Origin of the sequence: Burkholderia sp. BDU5 (assembly GCF_001522845.1) — a bacterium.
Classification (GTDB): Bacteria; Pseudomonadota; Gammaproteobacteria; order Burkholderiales; family Burkholderiaceae; genus Burkholderia; species Burkholderia mayonis.
In genome coordinates, this window is record NZ_LOWC01000012.1 from 44,813 (window position 1) to 67,858 (window position 23,046).

The 23,046-nt window shown below is 67.4% G+C and carries 22 protein-coding genes and 1 pseudogene; 12 read left to right on the forward strand and 11 right to left on the reverse strand.

Annotated elements, in window-relative coordinates:
• Positions 1-37: 37 nt before the first annotated feature.
• Positions 38-550, reverse strand: coding sequence for a winged helix DNA-binding protein (locus WS69_RS03090; protein WP_059469350.1), 513 nt, complete (start codon positions 548-550; stop codon positions 38-40).
• A gap of 148 nt (positions 551-698) precedes the next feature.
• Between WS69_RS03090 and pxpB the strand changes: the two genes are divergently transcribed.
• The 5 genes from pxpB to WS69_RS03120 all read left to right on the forward strand — a co-directional run bounded on the left by pxpB (position 699) and on the right by WS69_RS03120 (position 5,462).
• Positions 699-1,355, forward strand: a complete 657-nt coding sequence (gene pxpB, locus WS69_RS03095) for a 5-oxoprolinase subunit PxpB (protein ID WP_059469351.1) — start codon at positions 699-701, stop codon at positions 1,353-1,355.
• Positions 1,352-2,431 (forward strand): biotin-dependent carboxyltransferase family protein, encoded by a 1,080-nt coding sequence (locus WS69_RS03100; RefSeq protein WP_059469352.1) that lies wholly within the window; start codon positions 1,352-1,354, stop codon positions 2,429-2,431. The genes pxpB and WS69_RS03100 overlap by 4 nt, the downstream gene beginning before the upstream one ends.
• Before the next feature lie 56 nt (positions 2,432-2,487).
• On the forward strand, positions 2,488-3,252 hold the full coding sequence (gene pxpA, locus WS69_RS03105) for a 5-oxoprolinase subunit PxpA (RefSeq protein ID WP_059469353.1): 765 nt from the start codon (positions 2,488-2,490) through the stop codon (positions 3,250-3,252).
• 507 nt (positions 3,253-3,759) lie between these two features.
• Complete coding sequence (locus WS69_RS03115; RefSeq protein ID WP_059469372.1) at positions 3,760-4,509, forward strand: DUF969 domain-containing protein; 750 nt, start codon at positions 3,760-3,762, stop codon at positions 4,507-4,509.
• Positions 4,506-5,462, forward strand: a complete 957-nt coding sequence (locus WS69_RS03120; RefSeq protein ID WP_059469355.1) for a DUF979 domain-containing protein — start codon at positions 4,506-4,508, stop codon at positions 5,460-5,462. The genes WS69_RS03115 and WS69_RS03120 overlap by 4 nt, the downstream gene beginning before the upstream one ends.
• Positions 5,463-5,963: 501 nt before the next feature.
• Here WS69_RS03120 and WS69_RS03125 read toward each other — a convergent pair.
• From WS69_RS03125 to WS69_RS03165, 10 genes and pseudogenes are all read right to left on the reverse strand, one after another.
• Entirely contained in the window at positions 5,964-7,109 is a 1,146-nt protein-coding gene (locus WS69_RS03125; RefSeq protein WP_059469356.1) for a TraB/GumN family protein, read from the reverse strand.
• Positions 7,102-8,118, reverse strand: coding sequence for a peptide ABC transporter ATP-binding protein (locus WS69_RS03130; protein WP_059469357.1), 1,017 nt, complete (start codon positions 8,116-8,118; stop codon positions 7,102-7,104). The genes WS69_RS03125 and WS69_RS03130 overlap by 8 nt, the downstream gene beginning before the upstream one ends.
• Positions 8,115-9,107, reverse strand: a complete 993-nt coding sequence (locus WS69_RS03135) for an ABC transporter ATP-binding protein (RefSeq protein WP_059469358.1) — start codon at positions 9,105-9,107, stop codon at positions 8,115-8,117. Before WS69_RS03135 ends, WS69_RS03130 begins: the two co-directional genes overlap by 4 nt.
• A gap of 1 nt (position 9,108) precedes the next feature.
• A complete protein-coding gene (locus WS69_RS03140; RefSeq protein ID WP_059469359.1) occupies positions 9,109-10,026 on the reverse strand; it encodes an ABC transporter permease subunit in 918 nt (305 codons plus the stop codon).
• A 98-nt stretch (positions 10,027-10,124) separates the two neighbouring features.
• Positions 10,125-11,135: an ABC transporter permease subunit gene (locus WS69_RS03145; protein WP_059469360.1), complete on the reverse strand. Its 1,011-nt coding sequence runs from the start codon at positions 11,133-11,135 to the stop codon at positions 10,125-10,127.
• A gap of 112 nt (positions 11,136-11,247) precedes the next feature.
• Positions 11,248-12,876, reverse strand: coding sequence for an ABC transporter substrate-binding protein (locus WS69_RS03150; RefSeq protein WP_059469361.1), 1,629 nt, complete (start codon positions 12,874-12,876; stop codon positions 11,248-11,250).
• 345 nt (positions 12,877-13,221) lie between these two features.
• Positions 13,222-13,570, reverse strand: a pseudogene (locus WS69_RS29935) (MFS transporter); the annotation flags it as partial.
• Between the two features lie 213 nt (positions 13,571-13,783).
• Positions 13,784-14,098 carry a high-potential iron-sulfur protein gene (locus tag WS69_RS03155; RefSeq protein WP_059469362.1) on the reverse strand — a complete coding sequence of 105 codons (315 nt, stop codon included), beginning with the start codon at positions 14,096-14,098 and terminating at the stop codon, positions 13,784-13,786.
• A 143-nt stretch (positions 14,099-14,241) separates the two neighbouring features.
• Positions 14,242-15,354, reverse strand: coding sequence for an NAD(P)/FAD-dependent oxidoreductase (locus WS69_RS03160; RefSeq protein WP_059469363.1), 1,113 nt, complete (start codon positions 15,352-15,354; stop codon positions 14,242-14,244).
• 71 nt (positions 15,355-15,425) lie between these two features.
• Positions 15,426-16,406, reverse strand: coding sequence for an AAA family ATPase (locus WS69_RS03165; protein ID WP_059469364.1), 981 nt, complete (start codon positions 16,404-16,406; stop codon positions 15,426-15,428).
• 417 nt (positions 16,407-16,823) lie between these two features.
• Between WS69_RS03165 and WS69_RS03170 the strand changes: the two genes are divergently transcribed.
• The 7 genes from WS69_RS03170 to WS69_RS34455 all read left to right on the forward strand — a co-directional run.
• Positions 16,824-17,396: a hypothetical protein gene (locus tag WS69_RS03170; RefSeq protein ID WP_059469365.1), complete on the forward strand. Its 573-nt coding sequence runs from the start codon at positions 16,824-16,826 to the stop codon at positions 17,394-17,396.
• 6 nt (positions 17,397-17,402) lie between these two features.
• Positions 17,403-18,209, forward strand: a complete 807-nt coding sequence (locus tag WS69_RS03175; RefSeq protein WP_059469366.1) for an endonuclease/exonuclease/phosphatase family protein — start codon at positions 17,403-17,405, stop codon at positions 18,207-18,209.
• A 255-nt stretch (positions 18,210-18,464) separates the two neighbouring features.
• The gene (locus WS69_RS03180) at positions 18,465-19,235 is read left to right on the forward strand and encodes a ferredoxin--NADP reductase (protein WP_059469367.1); all 771 of its coding nucleotides are present in this window, start codon (positions 18,465-18,467) and stop codon (positions 19,233-19,235) included.
• A 422-nt stretch (positions 19,236-19,657) separates the two neighbouring features.
• Positions 19,658-20,500, forward strand: coding sequence for a sensor histidine kinase (locus WS69_RS03185; protein WP_059469368.1), 843 nt, complete (start codon positions 19,658-19,660; stop codon positions 20,498-20,500).
• On the forward strand, positions 20,497-21,153 hold the full coding sequence (rqpR, locus tag WS69_RS03190) for a response regulator transcription factor RqpR (protein WP_059469373.1): 657 nt from the start codon (positions 20,497-20,499) through the stop codon (positions 21,151-21,153). The genes WS69_RS03185 and rqpR overlap by 4 nt, the downstream gene beginning before the upstream one ends.
• 206 nt (positions 21,154-21,359) lie before the next feature.
• Positions 21,360-22,763, forward strand: coding sequence for an amino acid permease (locus tag WS69_RS03195; RefSeq protein WP_059469369.1), 1,404 nt, complete (start codon positions 21,360-21,362; stop codon positions 22,761-22,763).
• Positions 22,764-22,856: 93 nt separating this feature from the next.
• The coding region (locus WS69_RS34455; RefSeq protein ID WP_156437908.1) for a hypothetical protein at positions 22,857-23,046 on the forward strand (190 nt) is incomplete at its 3' end.

Consider the following 23,046-nt stretch of genomic DNA (forward strand, 5'->3'; position numbering starts at 1 on the left):
TGAGGCCCGGCGGGCCCGCATCTCCGGCGCATTCCGCCTACAGCGACGCGGCCGCGCGCGCCGCGGTGTCGTACAGCCCCGATGCGTGACGCAGCAACTGCGCGGCGTCGCCGATCTGCTCGTTCGTGAGCCCGCTGTCCTTCAGGGTCTCGATCAGGCAGCGCTCCCGCACGTCGCGATACTTGAGGCAGAGTGCGCGGCCCGCGTCGGTCGCGTCAAAGAACACTTCCTTGCCTGTCTTTTCGCTTTTTACGTACCCTCTAGCTACCAGCTTCTTGAGTGCATACGTCGCGACGTGCGTGTCCTCGATGTTGAGCACGAAGCAAATGTCGGCGAGCTTCTTCTTGCGGTCCCGGTGGCTCACGTGGTGCAGCAGCGACACTTCCACCGCCGTCATGTCTTTCGCCCCCGCGGCCGCCATGCACCTGACCATCCAGCGATTGAACGCATTTCCCGCCATGATGAGCGCATATTCGAGCTCGGACAGCTCCGCGCTTGCCTCGGAAACGAGATGTTCGGACGATACGATCTTGGTCGGATGACGCTGCATGGCGAATCGGCGGACGTGAGTCGAGGTGCGCGAAAGTGTACGCCAAGATCGTTTGCGCGGCGTCCGCCCAAAATTTTTGACGAGAAGTTATCGACATTTTATTGATAATGTATTCTCCACCCGGCCCAACGCCGTTTGCTTGCCATCGATGACCACTCCACGCATCTACCCGCTTGGCGATACCGCCCTCGTCTGCGAGGCGCCCCCTCCCGCAACGCTCGAATGCCAGCGCCGCGTGTGGGCGGTCGCGGGCGCGGCGGCGGGCTGGCCGCACGTTGTCGACGTCGTGCCCGGGATGAACAATCTGACGATCGTGTTCGACCCGCTCGAGACGACGGCCGACGCGCTCGCGCCGCTGATGAAGACCGCGTGGCACGACGCCGGCGACGTCGCCGAAAGCGGCCGCGAAGTCGAGATCCCCGTCGAATACGGCGGCGCGTTCGGTCCCGATCTCGACGCGGTCGCGAAGCACACGGGGCTCACGCGCGGCGAAGTCGTGCGGCGCCATTCGACCGGCACCTACGTCGTGTTCTTCCTGGGCTTCCAGCCGGGCTTCACGTACATGGGCGGCCTCGACGACTCGCTGCACACGCCGCGGCGCGCCGCGCCCCGGCTGGAAGTGCCGGCCGGCTCGGTCGGCATCGGCGGCGAGCAGACGGGCATCTATCCGGCCGCCGCGCCGGGCGGCTGGCAGTTGATCGGCCGCACGCCGCTCGCCCTCTTCGATCCCGCGCGCACGCCGCCGACGCTCCTGCAGCCGGGCGACCGCGTGCGCTTCACCGTCGCAGGGGTGCATACCGGATGACTTCACGCCAAGCCACGGGCGGCATCGAAGTGCTGCGCGCCGGTCCCCTTTCGACGATCCAGGATCTCGGACGCCGAGGCTATCGCCATCTCGGCGTCGCGCAGAGCGGCGCGCTCGACTCGCTCGCGCTCGAAGTCGGCAATCGCCTTGTCGGCAACCGGCCCGACGCCGCCGCGATCGAAATCACGCTCGGCCCCGCGACGTTCCGCTTCCCGCGCGCGACGCGCATCGCGATCACCGGCACCGAGTTCGGCGCGACGCTCGACGGCGTGCCGATCTACTCGTGGTGGAGCGTGCCCGTCGCGGCCGGCGAGACGCTCGCGCTGCCCGTCGCGAAGCGCGGGATGCGCGGCTATCTGTGTGTCGCGGGCGGCCTCGACGTGCTGCCGATGCTCGGCTCGCGCAGCACCGATCTCGCGTCGCGCTTCGGCGGCCTCGGCGGCCGCGTGCTGCGCGACGGCGACCGTCTGCCCGTCGGCACGCCGCCTGCCGGCGCGCCCGCGTGCGTCGCGCCCGACGCGCCCGAGTTCGGCGTGAAGGCGCCTGCGTGGTGCGCGTTCGCGCGCGTCGACGAGCAACCGCGCCGCCACAAGCATACGCACGCCGCTTGGGCGATGCCCGTGCGCGTGCTGCCCGGTCCGCAGTATGCGAGCTTCACGCCGGCGTCGCAGCAGACGTTCTGGGACGAGGAATGGATCGTCACGCCGAGCAGCAACCGGATGGGCTACCGGCTTTCGGGCGCGAAGCTCGAGCGCGCCGAACCGGGCGACATGCTGTCGCACGCGGTGCTGCCGGGCACGATCCAGGTGCCGGGCAACGGCCAGCCGATCGTGCTGATGAACGATGCGCAGACGACGGGCGGCTATCCGCGGATCGGCGCGGTGATCCGCGCGGACCTCTGGAAGCTCGCGCAGGCGCGCCTGAACCTGCCGATCCGCTTTGTCCGCGTGACGGTGGCGGCCGCGCGCGACGCGCTCGCCGCCGAGCGCGCGTACCTGCGGCAGATCGACATCGCGATCGAGATGCGCGAGGAGGCGCTGCAGCGCGCGCTCGCCGCGCGTGGAGTGGCGGCATGATTGAAGGACCGGGCACGGCTGCGCGGCCGGTCGCGAACGCTTTGGGCAGAAACATCATGGAAATCGATTTGAACGCCGACCTCGGCGAAGGGTGCGGCTCGGACGAGGCGCTTCTCGGCCTCGTCACGTCGGCGAACATCGCGTGCGGCTGGCACGCGGGCGGCGCCCAGGCAATGCGCGACTGCGTGCGCTGGGCTGTGGAGAAAGGCGTGTCGATCGGCGCACATCCGAGCTTTCACGATCCGGAGAACTTCGGCCGCAAGGAAATGGACCTGCCGGCAGGCGAAATCTACGCCGGCGTGCTGTATCAACTGGGCGCGCTGTCTGCGATCGCGCTGGCGGAAGGCGGGCGCATCGTGCACGTGAAGCCGCACGGCGCACTGTACAACCAGGCCGCGCGCGATCCCGAGATCGCCGACGCGGTCGTCTCCGCGATCCACGATTTCGATCCGTCGCTCATGGTGTTCGGCCTCGCGAAGAGCGGCTTCGTCGACGCCGCGCGGCACGCGGGGCTCGCCGCCGTCGAGGAAGTGTTCGCCGATCGCGGCTATCGCGCGGACGGCTCGCTCGTGCCGCGCAGCCAGCCGGGCGCGCTCGTCGACGACGAGGACGAGATGCTCGCGCGCACGCTCGAGATGGTCTGCGGCCGGCGCGTGCGCGCGGTCACGGGCGAATGGGTGCCCCTCAATGCACAGACGGTCTGCCTGCACGGCGACGGGGCGCACGCGCTCGCGTTCGCCAAACGGATCCGCGCGGCGCTCGAAGCCGCCGGCATCGACGTGCAAGCGCCCGGCGCGGTGCACGCAGGGGAACGCGCGTAAGGACCGGACGCGCAGCCGGCGGCGCTCGTCGACGCAGCGACCCGGCCTAGCGCGAGCGGCTTGCCGACGCCGCGCGCGCGCATTGCGCCACGCGTGACATGCGTGGCCGTCCGAGCGGCGGCAGCGCCGACGCGCGCCGCCCGCCCCGGCTTGCACGAACGACCGCCCGGCCGGCCCGCGCAGTGCACGACGGGCCGCGAAGCATGAGAACCGCCTGGCGCTCGCCACGCGCCGGGCACACACGACGCCTTGCATGCGGCGGGCCACGCCCGCCGCACGAACGATTCGCCGACGCTGCGAAGGCCGGCGCGCGCTCACGCTTGCGCGCGACAGCCGTCGCCATCGCCTGGATCGGGCGGGCGCGCGCAAGAACCGCGCGCCCGCCCCGCAGTCCCGAGCGGCCGTCAGAGCCGCGAAGGCCCATCGGCGCGACGGCCGCGCGCCGATCGCAAGCCGCCGTGCGCCGCCCGAAGACGGCGCGCGTCAACCCATGTCAGGAGAATGTTCATGCAAGGCACCGTAAGTCTATGGCCGCTGATTGGCGTCGCTGTGATCGTCGCCGGCTTCGCGCTGCGCTTCAATCCGATGCTGATCGTCGCGACCGCGGCGATCGCGACGGCCGCGAGCGCGCACTTCCCGCCCGAGCGGATCCTCGCCGCGATCGGCGCGGGCTTCCTCAAGACCCGCAACATCCCGCTCATCATCCTGCTGCCGCTCGCCGTGATCGGCCTCCTCGAACGGCACGGACTGCGCGAGCGTGCGCAGGCGTGGATCGCAAACATCAAGGCCGCGACGGCGGGACGCCTCCTGATCATCTATCTGCTCGTGCGCGAGCTGACGGCGGCCGTCGGCCTGACGGGCCTGGGCGGCCATCCGCAGATGGTGCGGCCGCTGATCGCGCCGATGGCCGAAGGCGCGACCGAGAACCGCTTCGGTCCGCTGCCCGACGCAACCCGCCACCGGCTGCGCGCGTACGCGGCCGCGACCGACAACGTCGGCCTCTTCTTCGGCGAAGACATCTTCGTCGCATTCGGCGCGATCGTGCTGATGGTGACGTTCCTGAAGGAGGCGGGCATCGTCGTGGAACCGATGCACGTCGCGCTCTGGGGCATTCCGACCGCCGTATCCGCGTTCCTGATCCACGGCTTCCGGCTGTGGCTCCTCGATCGCAGGCTCGAACGCGAGATGCGCGCGCTGACCGATCCGCGCGCCGCGAACGCCACCGCCGCCACCGCCGCCCAGGGAGGCCGCGCATGACGCTCACGATCAACGACCTGTTCTGGCTCGTCGGCCTCGTGCTGCTCGCGGTCGGCGCGACGATCGTCACGGACCGCGCGCATCCGCGCCGCTTCACCGCGGGCGGCTTCTGGCTGCTCTACGCGCTCGTCTTCATCGCCGGCGACAAGCTGCCCGTTGAGCTCGTCGGCGCGCTCGTGATCGTGATGGCGCTGATCGCGGGCTTCGGCGGCGTGACAGCGGCGAAGCCGAAACTGCCGTCCGACGAGGTCCGCCGCGCAAGCGCCGCGCGCATCGGCAACCGGCTCTTCGTGCCCGCGCTCACGATCCCGTTCGTGACGGTCGCGGTCACACTCGCCGCGAGCCATCTGCACGTCGGCGGCGCGCCGCTCGTCGATCCGAAGAACGTCACGCTGATCGGCTTCGGCATCGGCTGCGTGATCGCGCTCGGGTTCGCGTGCCGGATCACTCGCGACTCGGTCGGCCAGTCGCTGCAGGAGGCGCGACGCCTCGTCGACGCGCTGTCGTGGGCGGCCGTGCTGCCGCAGATGCTCGGCATGCTCGGGCTCGTGTTCTCGGACGCGGGCGTCGGCAAGGCGGTCGCGCACCTGACGACGGCGTACGTGAACCTCGACTACCGGTTCGTCGCGGTCGCCGTTTACTGCATCGGGATGGCGCTCTTCACGATGGTGATGGGCAACGGTTTCGCCGCATTTCCGGTGATGACGGGCGGCGTCGGCGTGCCGATCCTCGTCAACGTGTTCCACGGCGATCCGGCCGTGATGGTCGCGATCGGGATGTTCTCCGGCTACTGCGGCACGCTGATGACGCCAATGGCCGCGAACTTCAACATAGTGCCCGCCGCGCTGCTCGAGCTGCCCGACAAGAACGGCGTGATCAAGACGCAGATCCCGACCGCGCTCGCGCTGCTCGCGACGAACATCGTCCTGCTGAACGTCCTGATGTTTCGATGAACGGGGCGCGGCGCATTCCCGCCCGGCCATGAAAAAAGCGCCCTCGGGCGCTTTTTCTTCGCTCTGCCGACCGATCCGGCACACGGCCGGCTACCCGGCTACCGGCTGCATCCGTCATGCAGCGGCCCGGCGGCCGCCGCGCGCGTCGCAAGAAAGTTCGACGCTCAAAGTAAAAAAATGCGTCCGCCGCCGCCCGCATTGACATCTGCTTCCCCCGGCCGGACGGCGGAACGTCGATTGAATGGGCGTATGCGCCTGCATGTTGGTTTGTTGTGGTGTTTGGCCCCGTCGTGCATGCAGACAACCGCTGCCGACACGCTGAACGCGTGCCGGCAACGCTACCCCCGCGCTGTTTTTATCGTTCCCCGTAGCGCATTTTCTTTTTCCTACTCGGTGAAAGGAGAATAGATTTGGCCCAACGGCGTGTCAATCGCCGGAACGCACTTCACTCGTCAACCTCGGTCAAAACTTGGGTTAATCCCTATTCGTTCGGGTTCCCGATCACCCGGCGTCGACGAGATAGCCCTGCTGCCGCAGTAGTTCGAGCACGCCCTTCGGGCCGCCCAGGTGCAGCGCGCCGATCGCGACGAAGAGCGGCCTATTCGGCGCGGCGATCGCGGTCATCCGCGCGACGAAGCGGCGGTTGCGCTCGTTGACGATCTTGTTGTCGATCGAATCGGCGACCGCCTTCGCGCGCGCGAGCCGCTCCGTCTTCGCGGTCGCCCATGCGGCGAGCGCGTCCGCGTCGCCGATGCGCCAGAGGCGGTGCAGCGCGCGCACGTCGGCGGCGTTCTGCGCGGGCGTCTGCACCATGTCCTGCGCGAGCATCTCGCGCTGCTGCGCGAGCGTGAGCCCCGTGAACGCGCGCATCTGCTCGGCGAGCGTCTCGAGCCCGACGACCTTCCCGCCCTTTTTGCGCAGGAACACGTTCTGCAACTGCGCCTCGGTGCCGTATTCGGTTTGCAGGCCGGCCGACAGCGAATCGTACGTCTCGACGACGAGCGACGCGAGCCACGGCCGCATGTTGCGGATGCCGGCGAGCGCGGCCGGATTGCCGCGCAGCCGGCCCGCGAGCCTCTGCCAGAGAGGCGGCGGCAGCAGGCGCGGCAGGCACGCGTAGTTGCACACGCCGTACTTCGATACGTCGTCCTGCGATTCGAGTAGATCGTCCGGCGACAACTCGAGCGCGAGCGTCGGCGATGCGGCGAGCGCCGCGAGGATCGGACGGCGGAACGGCTGGTTTTGCGGATAGTCGGCGGGATCGCCGACGTGCAGCGTGCCGAGCACGTAGATCGTGACCTTGCCTTTCGTCGCGACGTAGAACGGCATCCGCGCGGGCTGCGTGCGCACCACGCCGCTCGCGACGGTGCCGTTCGACGTCGACGGCGGCGCATGGAAGCCTGGCAGCGACAGGCTCGGCGAAGGAATCGGCGACTGCGACAGCGGCGCGGTCGCAGCGCTGCCCGCCGCCAGCGCGCCGACGGGCGGCCACGCGATGCCGCCCGTCGCGCACGCGCCGGCGAGCACGGCACTGGCGAGCGCACGCGCGCGCCAGCGCCGGGGATGCCTGCCGGCGTGCGTCGCCGCGCGCCGGCCGCCGTTACGCAAGCGGCGCGCGGCTTCGCGCGCCGCCACTGCATCAGGCATTCGCCTCCCCCACCTCCTCGGCGCGATGGCAGGCGACGAGCCGGCCGTCGACAGCGCGCAGCTTCGGCTCCTCGGCGCGGCACCGCTCGACCGCGTACGGGCAGCGCTGATGGAACGCGCAGCCGGACGGCGGATTGAGCGGCGACGGCAGCTCGCCCTGCAGCTTGATCTGGATCTTGCGATCCGCCTCGAAGATCGCGGGCGTCGCCGACATCAGCGCGCGCGTGTACGGATGGCGCGGCCGCGCGTAGATCGTCTTCTTGTCGCCGAGCTCCGCGACGCTGCCGAAGTACATCACCATCACGTCGTCGGCGATGTGCTCGACGACCGCGAGGTTGTGCGAGATGAACACGTAGCTCGTCTTGAACTGCTCCTGCAGATCCATGAAGAGATTGAGGATCTGCGCCTGGATCGACACGTCGAGCGCGGACACCGGCTCGTCGGCGACGACGATCTGCGGATCGAGGATCATCGCGCGCGCGATCGCGACGCGCTGGCGCTGCCCGCCCGAGAACATGTGCGGATAGCGCTTCGCGTGCTCGGGCCGCAGGCCGACCGTGCGCATGATCTGCGCGATCCGCTGCGCGCGCTCGGCGGCCGTCAGATGCGTGTTGATGGCGAGCGGCTCGGCGAGCGTCTGCTCGACCGTCTTGCGCGGATTCAGCGACGCGAACGGATTCTGGAACACCATCTGCACACGGCGGCGCAGCGCGGCGATCGTCTCGCGGTCCGCGCCCGCGACGTCGCTGCCGTCGATCGACAGATGCCCGGACGTCGGCGGCTCGATCATCGTCAACTGGCGCGCGAGCGTCGATTTACCGCAGCCGGACTCGCCGACGACGGCGAGCGTCTTGCCGCGCCTCAATTCGAACGACACGCCGTTCAGCGCCTTCACGGTGCCGTGCCCGAACATCCCTCTTCTAACCGCGTAGTGCTTCGCGAGCTTGTCGGCGACGAGCACGATGTCGTCGTGCGTGGCGGACTCGCGCGCTTCGTAGACTGCGTTCATCGCGCGCCTCCTTCCGTGTGCGTCGCTTGCAGGTTGAGCGGCTTGATGCAGCGCGTGCGCATGCCGGTGCCCGGCACGAGCTCGGCGAGCGCGGGGCGCGCCTTCGTGCAGCCGTCGACGACGTACTTGCAGCGCGGCGCGAACAGGCACCCGCTCGGCCTATCGTCGCGGCCCGGCACCATCCCGGGAAGCGCGGCGAGCCGCTTCGCCCCCGCATTGTGCTCGGGAATCGCGGCGAGCAACGCTTCGGTGTACGGATGATGCGGCGATGCGAAGATGTCCGGCACGCGGTTCGTCTCGATGATCTCGCCCGCGTACATCACCGCGACGCGCTGCGCGACTTCCGACACGACCGCGAGATCGTGCGAAATCAGCACGAGCGCCATCCCGCGCTCCTTCTGCAACGCGACGAGGAGATCCATGATCTGCGCCTGGATCGTCACGTCGAGCGCGGTCGTCGGCTCGTCGGCGATCAGGAGCTTCGGATTGCACGCGACCGCCATCGCGATCATCACGCGCTGGTTCATGCCGCCCGACATCTGGTGCGGGAAGGTGTCGATGCGGTTCTTCGCATCGGGAATCCCGACCTGGTCGAGCAGTTCGAGCGCGCGCTTCTTCAGCGCGTCGCCGCGCAGGCCCTCGTGCAGCTTCAGCACCTCCTTGATCTGATAGCCGACCGTGTAGCTCGGGTTCAGGCTCGTCAGCGCGTCCTGGAACACCATCGCGATGTCCTTGCCGATGATCCTGCGGCGCGCCTTCGGGCTCGCCTTCAAGAGATCGACGCCGTCGAACGTGACTTCGTCGGCGGTGACGATGCCGGGCGCGTCGATCAAGCCCATCAGCGCCATCATCGTCACGCTCTTGCCCGAGCCGGATTCGCCCACCACGCCGACCACTTCGCCGCGCGCGACGGACAGGTTGATCCTGTCGACCGCGGGCAGCCCGTTGAAGTTCACCGCGAGATTGCGGATGGTCAATAAGTCGCTCATGTCAGGCCATCCGTTTGAGTTTGGGATCGAGCGCGTCGCGCAGCCCGTCGCCGAGCAGGTTGATCGCGAGCACCGAGATCAGGATCGACAGGCCGGGCATCGTCACGATCCACCACGCATTGTCGATGTAATCGCGCGCCGATGCGAGCATCGCGCCCCACTCGGCCGTCGGCGGCTGCACGCCGAGACCGAGGAAGCCGAGCGCGGCCGCGTCGAGGATCGCCGACGAAAAGCCGAGCGTCGCCTGCACGATCAACGGCGCCGTGCAGTTCGGCAGCACCTGCGAGAACATCAGGCGCAGCGTGCCCGCGCCCGCGACGCGCGATGCGGTCACGTACTCCTTCTGCAGTTCGCCCAGCGCCGACGCGCGCGTGAGACGCACGTACGCAGGCAGCGCGACGATCGCGATCGCGAACATCGTGTTCGTCAGGCCGGGACCGATGATCGCGACGACCGCGACCGCGAGCAGCAGCGACGGCAGCGCGAGCAGCACGTCCATCACGCGCATCACGGGCGTGTCGGCCCACTTCTGGAAGAACGCGGCGACGAGGCCGAGCACGATGCCCGGAATCAGCGCGAGCACGACCGACACGAAGCCGATCCAGAACGACATCCGCGCGCCGTACATCAGGCGCGAGAGGATGTCGCGGCCCGCTTCGTCGGTGCCGAGTACGAATTGCCAGTTGCCGCCCGCGAGCCACGCGGGCGGAATCTTCACGTGGTCGCGGTACTGCTCGATCGGGCTGTGCGGCGCGAGCACCGGCGCCAGCAGCGCGACGACGACGAGCACGAGCACGACGATGCCCGCGCCGACCGCGCCGCGATTGCGGGAGAAGTTCGCCCAGAATTCGCGCAGCGCGAGCACACGGCCGCCGACGGGCGCCGCTTGCGACGGCATCGCGTTTTGCATGTCGCTCATTGCGCCTCCCGCGTTGCCGCGCGAGCGCGGCCGAATGCCGCCGCCGCAGTTGACCGCTGATTCAGCGGATGAATACGCGTATGGGAATGCATGTTCGATTACCTCGTATGGCGAATGCGCGGATTCAGCACGCCGTACAGCAGATCGACGACCAGGTTCACGACGATCACGAGCGTCGCGATCAGCAGGATGCCGCCTTGCACGACCGGATAGTCGCGGCGGCCGATCGCGTCGATCAGCCACTTGCCGACGCCCGGCCACGAAAACAGCGTCTCGGTGAGCACCGCGCCCGCGAGCAGCGTGCCCACCTGAAGGCCGATCACCGTGACGACCGGAATCAGCGCGTTGCGCAGCGCATGCACGACGACGACGCGCACGGGCGACAGCCCCTTCGCGCGCGCGGTGCGGATGTAGTCTTCGCGCAGCACTTCGAGCATCGACGAGCGCGTCATCCGCGCGATCACCGCGAGCGGAATCGTGCCGAGCACGATCGCGGGCAGGATCAGATGGCTCACCGCCGACGCGAACGCGCCTTCTTCGCCGGAGAGCAGTGTGTCGATCAGCATGAAGCCCGTCGTATGAGGAATCTCGTATTCGACCGCGAGGCGGCCCGACACGGGCGTCCACCCGAGATACGCCGAAAACACCATGATGAGGATGAGCCCCCACCAGAAGATCGGCATCGAATAACCGGTGAGCGCCGTGCCCATCACGCCGTGATCGACGATCGTGCCGCGCTTCAACGCGGCGAACACGCCGGCCGGCAGCCCGACGGCGAGCGCGAACAGGAGCGCGCAGATCGACAGCTCGACCGTCGCCGGAAAGCGTGCGAGGAACTCGCTCATCACGCTCGTGTTGGTGATGATCGACATGCCCAGGTCGCCGTGCAGCGCACGGCCGACGTAGTGCAGGTACTGAAGGGGCAGCGGCTCGTCGAGCCCCAGGCGATGCATTGCTTCCGCGTGCATCGCGGGATCGACGCCGCGCTCGCCCATCATCACTTCGATGGGGTCGCCCGGTATCAGGTGAATCAGCGCGAACGCGAGCACCGTGATGCCGATGAAGGTCGGGATCACCGTGCCCACGCGGCGCAAGACGAATCGGAACATGACGCTTCTCGATATTTTCTTGTGGGAAATGTGCGACCGGCGACGAGGAGCTCGTGGCCCCCCGTCGCCGGATGATTATCGTGCAGTCGGCCTAACGGCGCACCGACGCCGCTTATTTCACGCTGACGCCGTCGAAGCGCGTATAGCCGAGCGGCTCGATCCGCATGTCGGCGACGTTCTTGCGCGCCGGCTGATAGACGGTCGAGTTCGCGATCGGCGAAAACGGCAGCTGCTGTGCGAAGACTTGCTGCGCCTGCATGTAAATCTTCGTACGAGCATCCTGCGACGTCGTCACGCGCCCCTTCTGAACGAGCTCGTCGAACGGCTTGTAGCACCACTCGGAGAAGTTGTTGCCCTTCACCGCCTCGCAGCCGAGCAGCGTGCCGAGCCAGTTGTCGGGGTCGCCGTTGTCGCCGGTCCAGCCGATCAGCATCGTGTCGTGCTCGCCCGCGTGCGCGCGCTTGATGTACTCGCCCCACTCATACGTGACGATCTTCGCCTGCACGCCGATCTTCGCCCAGTCGGCCTGGATCATCTCGGCCATCAGCTTCGCGTTCGGGTTGTAAGGGCGCTGCACGGGCATCGCCCACAGCGTGATGGGGAAGCCGTTCGGATAGCCTGCCTTCGCGAGCAGCGCCTTCGCCTTCGCCGGGTCGTAAGTCGCGGCCTTCAGGTTCTTGTCGTACGACCATTGCGTCGGCGGCATCGGTGCGCTCGCCGCCTGCCCCGCGCCCTGATAGACGGACTCGATGATCGCCTTCTTGTTGATCGCCATGTCGAGCGCCTGGCGCACCTCGAGCTTGTCGACCGGCTTGTGCTGCACGTTGTACGCGAGGTAGCCGAGATTGAAGCCCGGCAGCGACGGCATGTCGACGTTCGCATCGGCCTTCAGCGTCGCGATATCGGCGGGCCGCGGATAGCTCATCACCTGGCACTCGTTGCGCTTGATCTTCTGCACGCGCACGCCCGGGTCGGGCGTGATCGAGAAGATCAGCTTCGAGATCTTCACCGCGCCCTTCTTCCAATAATCAGGATTGCCGTCGAATCGAATCGTCGCGTCCTTCGTGTAGCTGCGGAAGATGAATGGACCGGTGCCGATCGGCTTCTGGTTGATGTCGGCCGCCTTGCCCGCCTTCATCAGCTGGTCCGCGTATTCGGCGGACAGGATCGACGCATACTCCATCGCGAGGTTCTGGATGAACGGCGCGTTCGGCTCCTTCAGCGTGAAGCGGACCGTATACGGATCGAGTTTTTCGACTTTCGTGATCAGCTTGTCGAGGCCCATGTCGGTGAAGTACGGGAACGATACCGGATACGCCTTGCGGAATGGCTGGTTCGCATCGAGCATCCGCTCGAACGTGAACACGACGTCGTCCGCGTCGAATTCGCGCGCCGGCTTGAAGAAATCGGTCGTATGGAATTTGACGCCGTGGCGCAGATGGAACGTGTAGACCTTGCCGTCGGGCGAGATGTCCCATGTCTCGGCGAGGCCGGGCTCGACCTTCGTGCCGCCGCGCTCGAACTCGACGAGGCGGTTGTAGAGCGGAAACGTCGACGCGGTGAAATCGACGCCCGTCGTGAATTGCGCGGAATCGAAACCCGCCGGGCTGCCTTCTGAGCAGTAGACGAGCGTTTTGTTCGGGATCTGTGCGAATGCAGAGCCCGCGACGCCGAAAGATGCCGCTGCAACGCCCGCGATGGCGGTAACACGCAGTGCGCGCAACAGACGATTATGTTCCATGTTTCCTCCAGGTCTCCGGTTCAAGGCCGGCCTAGGCCGGCGTAGGCGGATATTACTTGAGCTTTCGTAAGAGGAACAAGCCGGAGAAAAATCCATTCGTCATGCGCGCGCCATCGTGAAATGCGTGGCTCGGCCGCGCGCGGCGCGCGCGCCGTCGAGCCGATTCGGCGCGATTCGCCGCGATCAGCGTTATCCCTTACATCCTCGATTTTTCGTAACGATCTTCGGCGATGGATCGGGTTCGATACGTGAGTGTTACGGATTGCGCGATCTTTTTTGGCGCGCATTCGCGCCGACGCGTTGCGCGTCGACCGCGCAGGCCGGCCGCCGCGAGCAGCCGCGATCAATCGAAATCGGCGCATAGGGCGGCGCGACCGCGATCAGGAAGATGCCGAGCGTCATCAGCAGACACGAGCGACAGCGCCGCCTTGCGCCCCGCTCGATCCGCGTAGAGACCGAGCACGATGCTGCCGATCGGCCGCATGAAGAAGGCGACGCCGAACGTCGCGGTCGTCAGGAGAAGCGACTAATATTCGCTGCTGGTCGGAAAGAACAACTCGGCGATCACGACCGTCATGAAGCTGAAGACGATGAAGTCGTACCACTCGAGCGCGTTGCCGATCACGGCCGCCACCACCGCGCGCCGGTTCAGCGCATGTCCCGCCGTTTTCGTCGAAGCCGCAATCGATGCCATCCTCGCCCCTCGCTGTCGTCGTGCTTTCGTCGTGCGTCGTGCGTCGTGCGCCTGCGCCGTAACAAGCTGACGCTGCGCCAACGGCCGTGGAGCGAGTGTAGAAAGCGAAGGAATCGATTTCAAGCAATAAAAAAACGCCCGCTGTCGTCGGACCGCGGGCGTTTTTCGCTTCGGTGCGATGCGAAGCGGCGCCGCAAGACGCCGCGCGCCGCGTCACGCCATTTTCGTGAACGCGTTGCACCAGCCCTTCGCCGACACCTGCTTGCCGGGGAACGCACCGCACGGGCCCGACGCCGAGCCCTTCTTGCCCTGATACAGCATGCAGCCCGAACAGGCTTCGCCTGCCGCGTACTTCGGGAACTTCGCCTTGTCGACCTTGGCGGCGTCGGCCTTGTAGCCGAGCGCGACGGCGGTCGGATCAGTTTCGGACAGCATCGGCAGATCGGCCGAGAACGCTTCGCGCGTGAGCGCGAGCGCCGACACGGCGCCGACGCTCGTGATCAGGAAACTCCGGCGGGACGTTTTCATGGGAATTCGCTCCAACATTGTGGGTTGTCGCTGCTCTAGCGGCAGCAGCGCACAAGCATACCGCTCGTGCGCCCGAATGTGACGCGGGTAATTCCGAAGATAAGCCAATCGAAAACAAGAAATCGGCGCACCGCCTACGGAGGTTATGTGCGCGCCGCCATTTCGCCGACGCGCTGCGCGATCGCGAGCGCCGCGGTGAGCCCGGGCGATTCGATGCCGAACAGGTTCACGAGCCCGCGCACGCCGTGCTGCGCCACGCCCTGGATCACGAAATCGGCGGTGGGCTCGCCGGGCCCCGCGACCTTCGGACGAATGCCCGCGTAGGCCGGCTGCAGCGAGTCGTCGGGCAATCCTGGCCAATACGCGCGGATCGATGTGTAGAACGCGGCGGCGCGGCGCGGATCGACGTCGTAGCGCAGCGTGTCGATCCATTCGACGTCGGGCCCGAAACGCGCCTGTCCGGCGAGATCGAGCGTCAGATGCACGCCGAGCCCGGCGCGATCCGGAACCGGGTAGACGAGATGCGAGAACGGCACGCGCCCGGACAGGCCGAAGTAATTGCCGCGCGCGAGATAGAGCGGCGGCACCCAGCGCGAATCGAGCCCGCGAATGCGCTTCGCGAGCGCTTGCGCACCGAGCCCCGCGCTGTTGATCACGCACGCGGCTTCGATCTCGGCCGGCGTATCGCCGCCGACGCGCACGACGAAGCAGCCGCCCCCCACGTCGATCGATTCGACCGGTGAGCGCAGCGCGCACGCGGCGCCGTCGCGCTCGGCGTCGCCGAGGAGCGCGAGCATCAGTTGATGGCTGTCGACGATGCCCGTGCTCGGCGAGAACAGCGCCTCGAGGCACTCGAGCTCGGGTTCGAGCGCCTGCACTTCGTCGCGCGACAGCGACAGCAGATCGAGCACGCCGTTTTCCTCCGCGCGCGCGGCGATCGCCTTCAGTTGCTTCGCCTGCGCGGGCGACGTCGCGACGATGAGCTTGCCGCAGCGCCGGTGCGGCACGTTGTGCGTCTCGCAGAAGTCGTACAGCAGGTCGCGCCCGTGCACGCACAGCGACGCCTTCAACGATCCGCGCGGATAGTAGAGCCCCGCGTGGATCACTTCGCTGTTGCGCGAGCTCGAGCCCGTGCCGATCGCATCGGCCGCCTCCAGGATCAGCGTCTCGCGTCCGCGCGCGGCCAGCTCGCGCGCGATCGCAAGGCCGACTATGCCGGCGCCGATCACCACACAGTCAATCCGCTCCATCGTCATTCGCGTCGCTCACGCTTCGAAAGCAGGACCTACGATTGTACGTCGCGCGACGCGTATGCGCCTGCCGGCCGTCAAAAGCCGATCGGCCGGCGGCGCCCGGTGCTTTCGTCGGTGCGGATGTCGCGCGGCGCGACCGCGTCTCGCCCGTCGAGCCGCGCCGCGCCGAACGCGTGCAGCAGCACGCGGCGCATCGTGCGGGGCGGCATCGCGGCGAGCACGTCGAGCGCGTCGTCGCCCAGCGCGTCGGGAAACCGACGCCCCCACGCGTGCGCGTCGCGGATCTCGCCGTAGATCGTCCGCGCGATGCGGCGCGCGCCCGGCGCGTCGGGCGGCTCAATCTCGTACACGTTCATCCGGTTCATGATCGGCTCGGGAATCGCGCTTGCGTCGTTCGCGGTCGCGATCCAGATCACGTTGCCCGCGTCGATCGGCACCTCGGCGAATTCGTCGATGAACGCGCATGCGGTGTCGTGCTCGAGCAGCGCGTATAGCGCACCGAGCGGATCGTATTGCGCGTCGCTGCCCGCCTTGTCGATCTCGTCGATCGCGATCACGGGATTCGAGTAGCAGCCGTTGACGAGCGCGTCGAACACCTTGCCCGGCTTCGCGTTCTTCCACTGCGACGACGCGCCCGACAGCACCCAGCCCGCCGTCAGCGAGCTCATCGGCACGTAGTGGTAAGCGGTCCCGAGCATCTTCGCGAGCGCCTTCGCGAAATGCGTCTTGCCGATGCCCGGCTCGCCGAGCAGCAGAATCGGCATCAATTCGAGGCGATCGTCGGTTTCGAGGCAAAGCGCCACTTGCTTGCGCACGTCGTCGAGCGGCTCGGCGAAGTTCGGCAATTCCTCGGCGAGCGAATCGAACGCGGGCATTCGCGTCGGCTTCACGCAAAAGCGCAGGTTGCCCGTCTTCAGCATCTTCTCGTAAGTCGCGCGCAGCGCGTCGCTTGCGCCTTCGTTCAGATCGTTCAGCGCCGTCTCGATTCGATCCAGATCGTAGACCGTACTGAACGACGCCACCGCCAGTTCCTGTTTCACCATCGCCGTCGTCATCGCACACCTCGCCTTGCTGCCGCCGTCCGTCTTTCAGACTCCTTCGATTTCAGTGTAGCCAGCGCGACATCCCGCGCAAGCGAGCAGCCGCCGGGGACTGCTGCTAACATCTTCGCGACGCTGCACGCGACACGCGCCGCGCGTATGATCGTAGATTCACGTCGTGCGTGCGCGCATCGCGCCGTCGCCATTCCGTGGCGCGGTCCGCAGCCCTTGCGCATCGCGCCGCTCGTCGACGAGTCAGCCGATGCGTTCGCCACTCGCGCCGGCTGCCGCGCCGTCGCCGCGGCGCGCCCGTTTGCCGCGCCGCCCGGTGCTTGAAAAATCCGCGCGCTGCGCTCACCTCGTCGATGTCCCCGATAACGGCACCGCGCGCGAAAGATGAACCGAGCAATTACCCGCGCGGTCGGAAGTTCGATGAATTTGTTTAAGCGTGAGATGTCCGCCTGTCCCGCCTCCCGGCTCGCCCGCGCCGGAAAATTCGTGCTCGAAGCCGGCGTCGCGGGCGCGCTTGTCTGCGCCGCGCTCTCCGCGCATGCGCAGAGCGGTCCGCAGTCCGTGATCGATTGGGAAATCCAGGTGGTGCGCGACGGCCAGACGATCGACACGTTCGAGCAGAAGACCACCGTCGGCCAAGCCCGCTCGGACACGCACAGCTTTCCCGTCGCGCCCGCGGCCAGTTGCGGCGCCGCGACGACGAACGCGTCGGCCGCCGACGCGCCCGCATCCGAAATGTCGCGCACGATCACGGTCGCGCCGCTGTACGTCGAAGGCGACGCGGTCGCGCTCGCGATCGACGCGCAGGAAACGCTCGCCGACGGCGGCGCGGTGCCGTCCGGCGGCGCGCCGTGCACGTCCCCGCCGCCGCTGCGAATCGTCGCAAGCCATCCGGGCCTGAACGCACGCGCCGCGCAGTGGACCGACTGGACCTTGGCCGACCGCAGCCCGCAACTCGTCTATCGCGTGCGTGCGCACGTCGTCGAGGACTGACCGACCATGCACGTGCCCGAGACCCTGCCGCTCGCCGAACCGCAGCCTGCCGAGAACGAGATCACGGCGGTCAGCTGGAATCTGCACAAGGGCCGCTCGCCGCTCGGCTTCACCGCGTGGGACGCGATGCGCAGCTGGGTCGAATCGACGCACGCGGACGTCTATTTCCTGCAGGAAGCGATGGCGCGGCGCATGCCGCGCCCGATGCTCGCGTCCGGCTTCGGCAGGCCGATGGCGGAGCCCGTCGACGACGTCTGGCACTGCCAGGCGACCGAGATCGCGCGCGCGCTCGACTGGCAGATCGCACTCGGGCCGAACGTGTTCAAGCCTTCATGGCGGCACGGCAACGCGATCCTGTCGCCGCATCCGCTCGACCTCGGCGGCCGCTGGGACATTTCCGCGCACCGCTTCGAGCGTCGCGGCCTCCTCGTCGCGCGCGCGACGCTCGCGGGCAGCGCGCCCGTCACGCTGCTGTGCGCGCACCTCGCGCTCACGCGCGCCGCGCGGCTGCGGCAGATGAGCTGGATCGCGCACTGGATCGAGCGCCACGCGAGCACGGGGCCGCTCGTCCTCGCGGGCGACTTCAACGACTGGCGCAACGACTCGATCCCGCTCTTCGGCGAGATTGGCCTGTCCGAAGTCGCGACGCTGCTCGGCGCGTCGGGCCGCACGTTTCCCGCGTTCTCGCCCGCGCTCGCGCTCGACAAGATGTTCGTGCGCGGGATGACGCCGATCGAATGGCGCGCGCCCGGCGACGAAACCGCATGGCTGTCCGATCATCTGCCGTACGTCGCGCGGCTGCGGCTCGACTGACGCCCGAACGCGCGCCGCACCGGACGCACCCGGCGCACCGGCCCCGAAAAGCCTGCCTGAATCGACGAAAGACGCACGCAAGTTTGTCGGCGATTTCCGCGCGTTTGCCGGGATCAAGCACGCGAGCATCCAAGGCACGGTAAAATACGGCGTTTCTCACTCGTCTGTTTTATCGGGTAGGCGTGCGAATGACGTGCGCCATCGGCCGGTCCGCGGATCGGGCCGTCCCTCGGTTTCCGCATCGTTTCCGAATCCATGAGCAAATTCGACACCGCTACCGTCCTGTCCGTCCACCACTGGACCGACACGCTGTTCAGCTTCACTTGCACCCGCGAACAAGCCCTGCGCTTCAACAACGGCGAGTTCACGATGGTCGGCCTGGAAGTCGACGGCAAGCCGCTCACGCGTGCATACAGCATCGTGAGCCCGAACTACGAAGAGCACCTCGAGTTCTTCAGCATCAAGGTGCAGAACGGCCCGCTGACGTCGCGGCTGCAACACCTGAAGGTCGGCGATGCGGTCCTGATCGGCAAGAAGCCGACAGGCACGCTCGTCGCCGACAACCTGCTGCCCGGCAAGACGCTATGGCTGCTGTCGACGGGCACGGGCCTGGCGCCGTTCATGTCGATCATCCGCGATCCGGACATCTACGACCGCTTCGACAAGGTGATCCTCACGCACACGTGCCGCCTGAAGGGCGAGCTCGCGTACATGGATTTCATCAAGCACGACCTGCCGGGCCACGAATACCTCGGCGACGTGATCCGCGAGAAGCTCGTCTACTACCCGACCGTCACGCGCGAGGAATTCGAGAACGAAGGCCGGATCACCGACCTGATCTCGTCCGGCAAGCTGTTCACGGATCTGGACGTTCCGCCGTTCTCGCCCGAGCACGACCGCGTCATGCTGTGCGGCAGCACCGCGATGCTGAAGGACACGACCGAGCTGCTGAAGAAGGCGGGCCTCGTCGAAGGCAAGAACAGCGCCCCCGGCCACTATGTGATCGAGCGCGCGTTCGTCGACTGACCCCGTTTCTTAATCCACATCAAAAACCGGAGCCACCGAAGCCTGGCGCTCCGGTTTTTTTGTGTCGGATTTTGGCAACATGGTTACAAAACGTCATATTTGTATCTCAAAATAGTTACAAGTTCGCGTTGTGTTGCTGAAGTTGTCTGTCAGCGTTTGTCCTACATCGGGAACACCCCGAGGCACGGCGAGCACCTTAAAGCGTCCGTCCAGTATGACTTTGCATATAATTCTGCGATATCATGCGCGGCGCGTGAAAACGGTCCCATTCACTGTTACAGCGCCACGCAAAATGTTACAGAATGTAAATAATGTTTCCGAAGCATATTGCTGACCCCGCCCCGGCTGGCCGTGCCGATCGCGTCGGTTGGCAGTCGTTCCAGTGGGTGTCTGAATAGCTTTCTGAACAGAAAGGGAGAGTCATGGATACGCCGTCTATTGCGCTGTCGAGTGCAAGCGCCCTAGCTTCGTCGTCGCGCGACCTTGCGACCGATGCCGGCATTCCTTTCGTTTCCCGTCCCGCCGTGCGCCCGCCTGCCGCCGAGCGGCTCGGCGCGCGCGTCGCGCAACTGTCCGCCGAACTCGTCGCCGCCGACGAATCCGCGCGCCGCCATCTCGCGGGCGAGCTGCACGACGGCCTCGGGGCCGACCTCACCGCCGCACGCTTCGCGCTTGCGAACATCGAAACCTGGCTGCCGGACGACGTGCCCGACGGATGCCGGCGCGCGCTCGCGCTCGCGCAGCAGGCGCTCGACGCCGCGACGGCCGCAAACCGCCGCCTGATCGACGGCCTCGGCACACCCGCGCTCGAAGCGGGGCTCGTCGGCGCGCTCGCCGCGTGGATCGGCGCGCACGGCGCGCGCACCGGCCTGCGCACGAGCTTCGTCTGCGCGGCCGACGCGCGCGTCACGCAGCTTTCCGCCGACGGCGCGCTCGCCGTATTCCGTGTCGCGCAGGAAGCGCTCGCAAACGTTGCCAAGCATGCGCGCGCATCGGCCGCCGACGTGCGGATCGACGTCGACGACACGCATCTGACCCTCGTCGTCGCCGACGACGGCGTGGGCATTCCGGCCACGCGCCGCCGCGGCTACGGGCTCGGCGGCATGCGCGCGCGCTGCGAAGCGCTCGGCGGCACGCTCGAACTCGTTTCGCCGCGCTCGAGCGGCACGGGCACGGCGCTTTGCGCGCGCTTCGCGTGGGCCGCGCTCGTCGCCCCCGCGCATACGCCGGCCGCCGCGCGCAGGATGCGCAAGGAGGCGCGATGAGTCTGCAGATCCTGCTCGTCGACGACCACGCGATCGTCCGCCAAGGCATCCGTCAACTGCTGATCGACCGCGGCATCGCACGCGAGGTGATGGAAGCCGAGTGCGGCAGCGAGGCGCTCGCGATCACCGACAGGAGCGCGTTCGACGTGATCCTCCTCGACATCTCGTTGCCCGACATGAACGGGATCGAGGTGCTCAAGCGCCTGAAGCGCAAGCTGCCGCGCATGCCGGTGCTGATGTTCTCGATGTACCGCGAAGATCAATTCGCCGTGCGTGCGCTGAAAGCGGGCGCGGCCGGCTATCTGTCGAAGACCGTCAACGCCGCGCAAATGGTGTCGGCGATCAGCCAGGTCGCCGCCGGCCGCAAGTATGTGAGCCCGGCGATGGCCGAGGCGCTCGCCGAATATGTGTCGTTCGAGAACGAGCCGCTGCCGCATGAGAAGCTGTCCGACCGCGAGTACCAGACGCTTTGCATGATCGCGTCGGGCAAGCGGCTCACCGACATCGCGCACGCGCTGTCGCTGTCGGTGAAGACGGTCAGCGTCTACCGCACCCGCCTCCTCGAGAAGATGAAGCTGTCGAACAACGCGGAGCTGACGTTCTACGTGATGAGCAACCGGCTCGTCGACATGAACCCGGCAATCGGCGCGTAGCGCGGCGCGCGTTCCCCGCGCGGCCGACGCCTCCCGCGACGCGGCGCAGCGCCGCGCCGCGCGCAAGCGGTTGTTTTCATTGGACGATTTTTTTGCGGCTCGCGTCGCAATTGCGCATCGTCCGGCACGGGCAAGCGCGCCACATCCGCTAAAATGGCGGATTTTCCACTTTCCGGTGCGCCTCGCGTTTCCGGCAATTCTTCGCAATGTCTCTTTTCCGCAAGAAAAACGTCGACCGCATGATCGCCGGCGCGCACGCGGCCGGCCTCAAGAAGGCGCTCGGCGCGGTCGACCTCACCTTTCTCGGCATCGGCGCGATCATCGGCACCGGCATCTTCGTGCTGACCGGCACGGGCGCCGTGCAGGCCGGCCCCGCGCTGATGCTGGCGTTCGTGGTCGCGGCGATCGCGTGCGGCCTCGCCGCGCTGTCGTATGCCGAATTCGCATCGACGATCCCCGTCGCCGGCTCGATCTACACGTATTCATATGCGACGCTCGGCGAGCTCGTCGCGTGGATCATCGGCTGGGATCTGATGCTCGAGTATGGGCTCGCGGCGTCCGCGGTGTCGGTCGGCTGGTCCGGCTACCTGCAGTCGCTGCTGCAGGGCTTCGGCGTGTCTCTGCCCGCGGCGCTCACCGCCGCGCCGGGCGCGCTGCCGGGCGTCGTCACCTACTTCAACCTGCCCGCGTTCCTCGTGATGATCATCATCACGACGCTGCTGTCGATCGGCATCCGCGAATCGACGCGCGTAAACAACATCATGGTGTTCATCAAGGTCGCGGTCGTGCTGCTCGTGATCGCGGTCGGCGTCTTCCACGTGACGCCCGCGAACTGGAAGCCGTTCATGCCGCACGGCTGGAACGGCGTGTTCGGCGCGGCGGCCGTGATGTTCTTCGCGTTCATCGGCTTCGACGCGGTGTCGTCGGCGGCCGAGGAAGTGAAGAATCCGAAGCGCGATCTGCCGATCGGCATCATCGCGTCGCTCGGCGTGTGCGCGTTCCTGTACGTCGCGGTCGCGGCCATCGCGACGGGCATCGTGCCGTGGGCGCAGTACGCGAACGTCTCGCATCCGATCTCGTACGCGCTGCAAATCGCGGGCGAGAAGTGGGTCGCGGGCTTCATCGACCTCGGCGCCGTCGTCGGCATGCTGACCGTGATTCTCGTGATGAGCTACGGCCAGACCCGGATCATCTTCGCGATGTCGCGCGACGGCCTGCTGCCCGCCGCGCTGTCGCGCGTGCATCCGCGCTTCGCGACGCCGTTCCTGACGACCTGGCTCGTCGGCCTGTTCTTCGGCTTGATCGCCGCGCTGATTCCGCTCAACGTGCTCGCCGAGTTGATCAACATCGGCACGCTCGCCGCGTTCTCGATGGTGTCGATCGCGGTGCTCGTGCTGCGCCGCACGCACCCGGATCTGCCGCGCGCGTTCCGCTGCCCGGGCGTGCCGGTGGTGCCGATCCTCGCGGTCGCCGCTTGCCTGTTCCTGATGCTGAACCTGCAGCCCGTCACGTGGATCGCGTTCGGGACGTGGCTCGTGATCGGCCTCGTCGTGTACTTCGCGTACTCGCGCCGTCATTCGAAGCTCGCGCACGGCGCCGAGCAGCACTGACGCGTTTCTTCCCGCGTATCGCGCGCAGCGGGCCTGCTCGAGCGGCTCGCCGGCGCGTGCAATAGGCGCTCCCGACTTCCGGGAGCGTTTTTTTTGCGCGCGCGGCCGCTCCTGCGCGCTTTCACCGGACGCGCCATAATCGCGCCATCGAGCGGCCGGGTCTCCCGCCGGCCGGGACGTCGCAAGGACCGGATCATGGAAAGCATGGATCTCGAAGTGCTGAGGACGGGCGCGCGCTGGCTCGGCGACGGCCGCCGCGCGCTGCTCGTGACGGTCGTGCGGA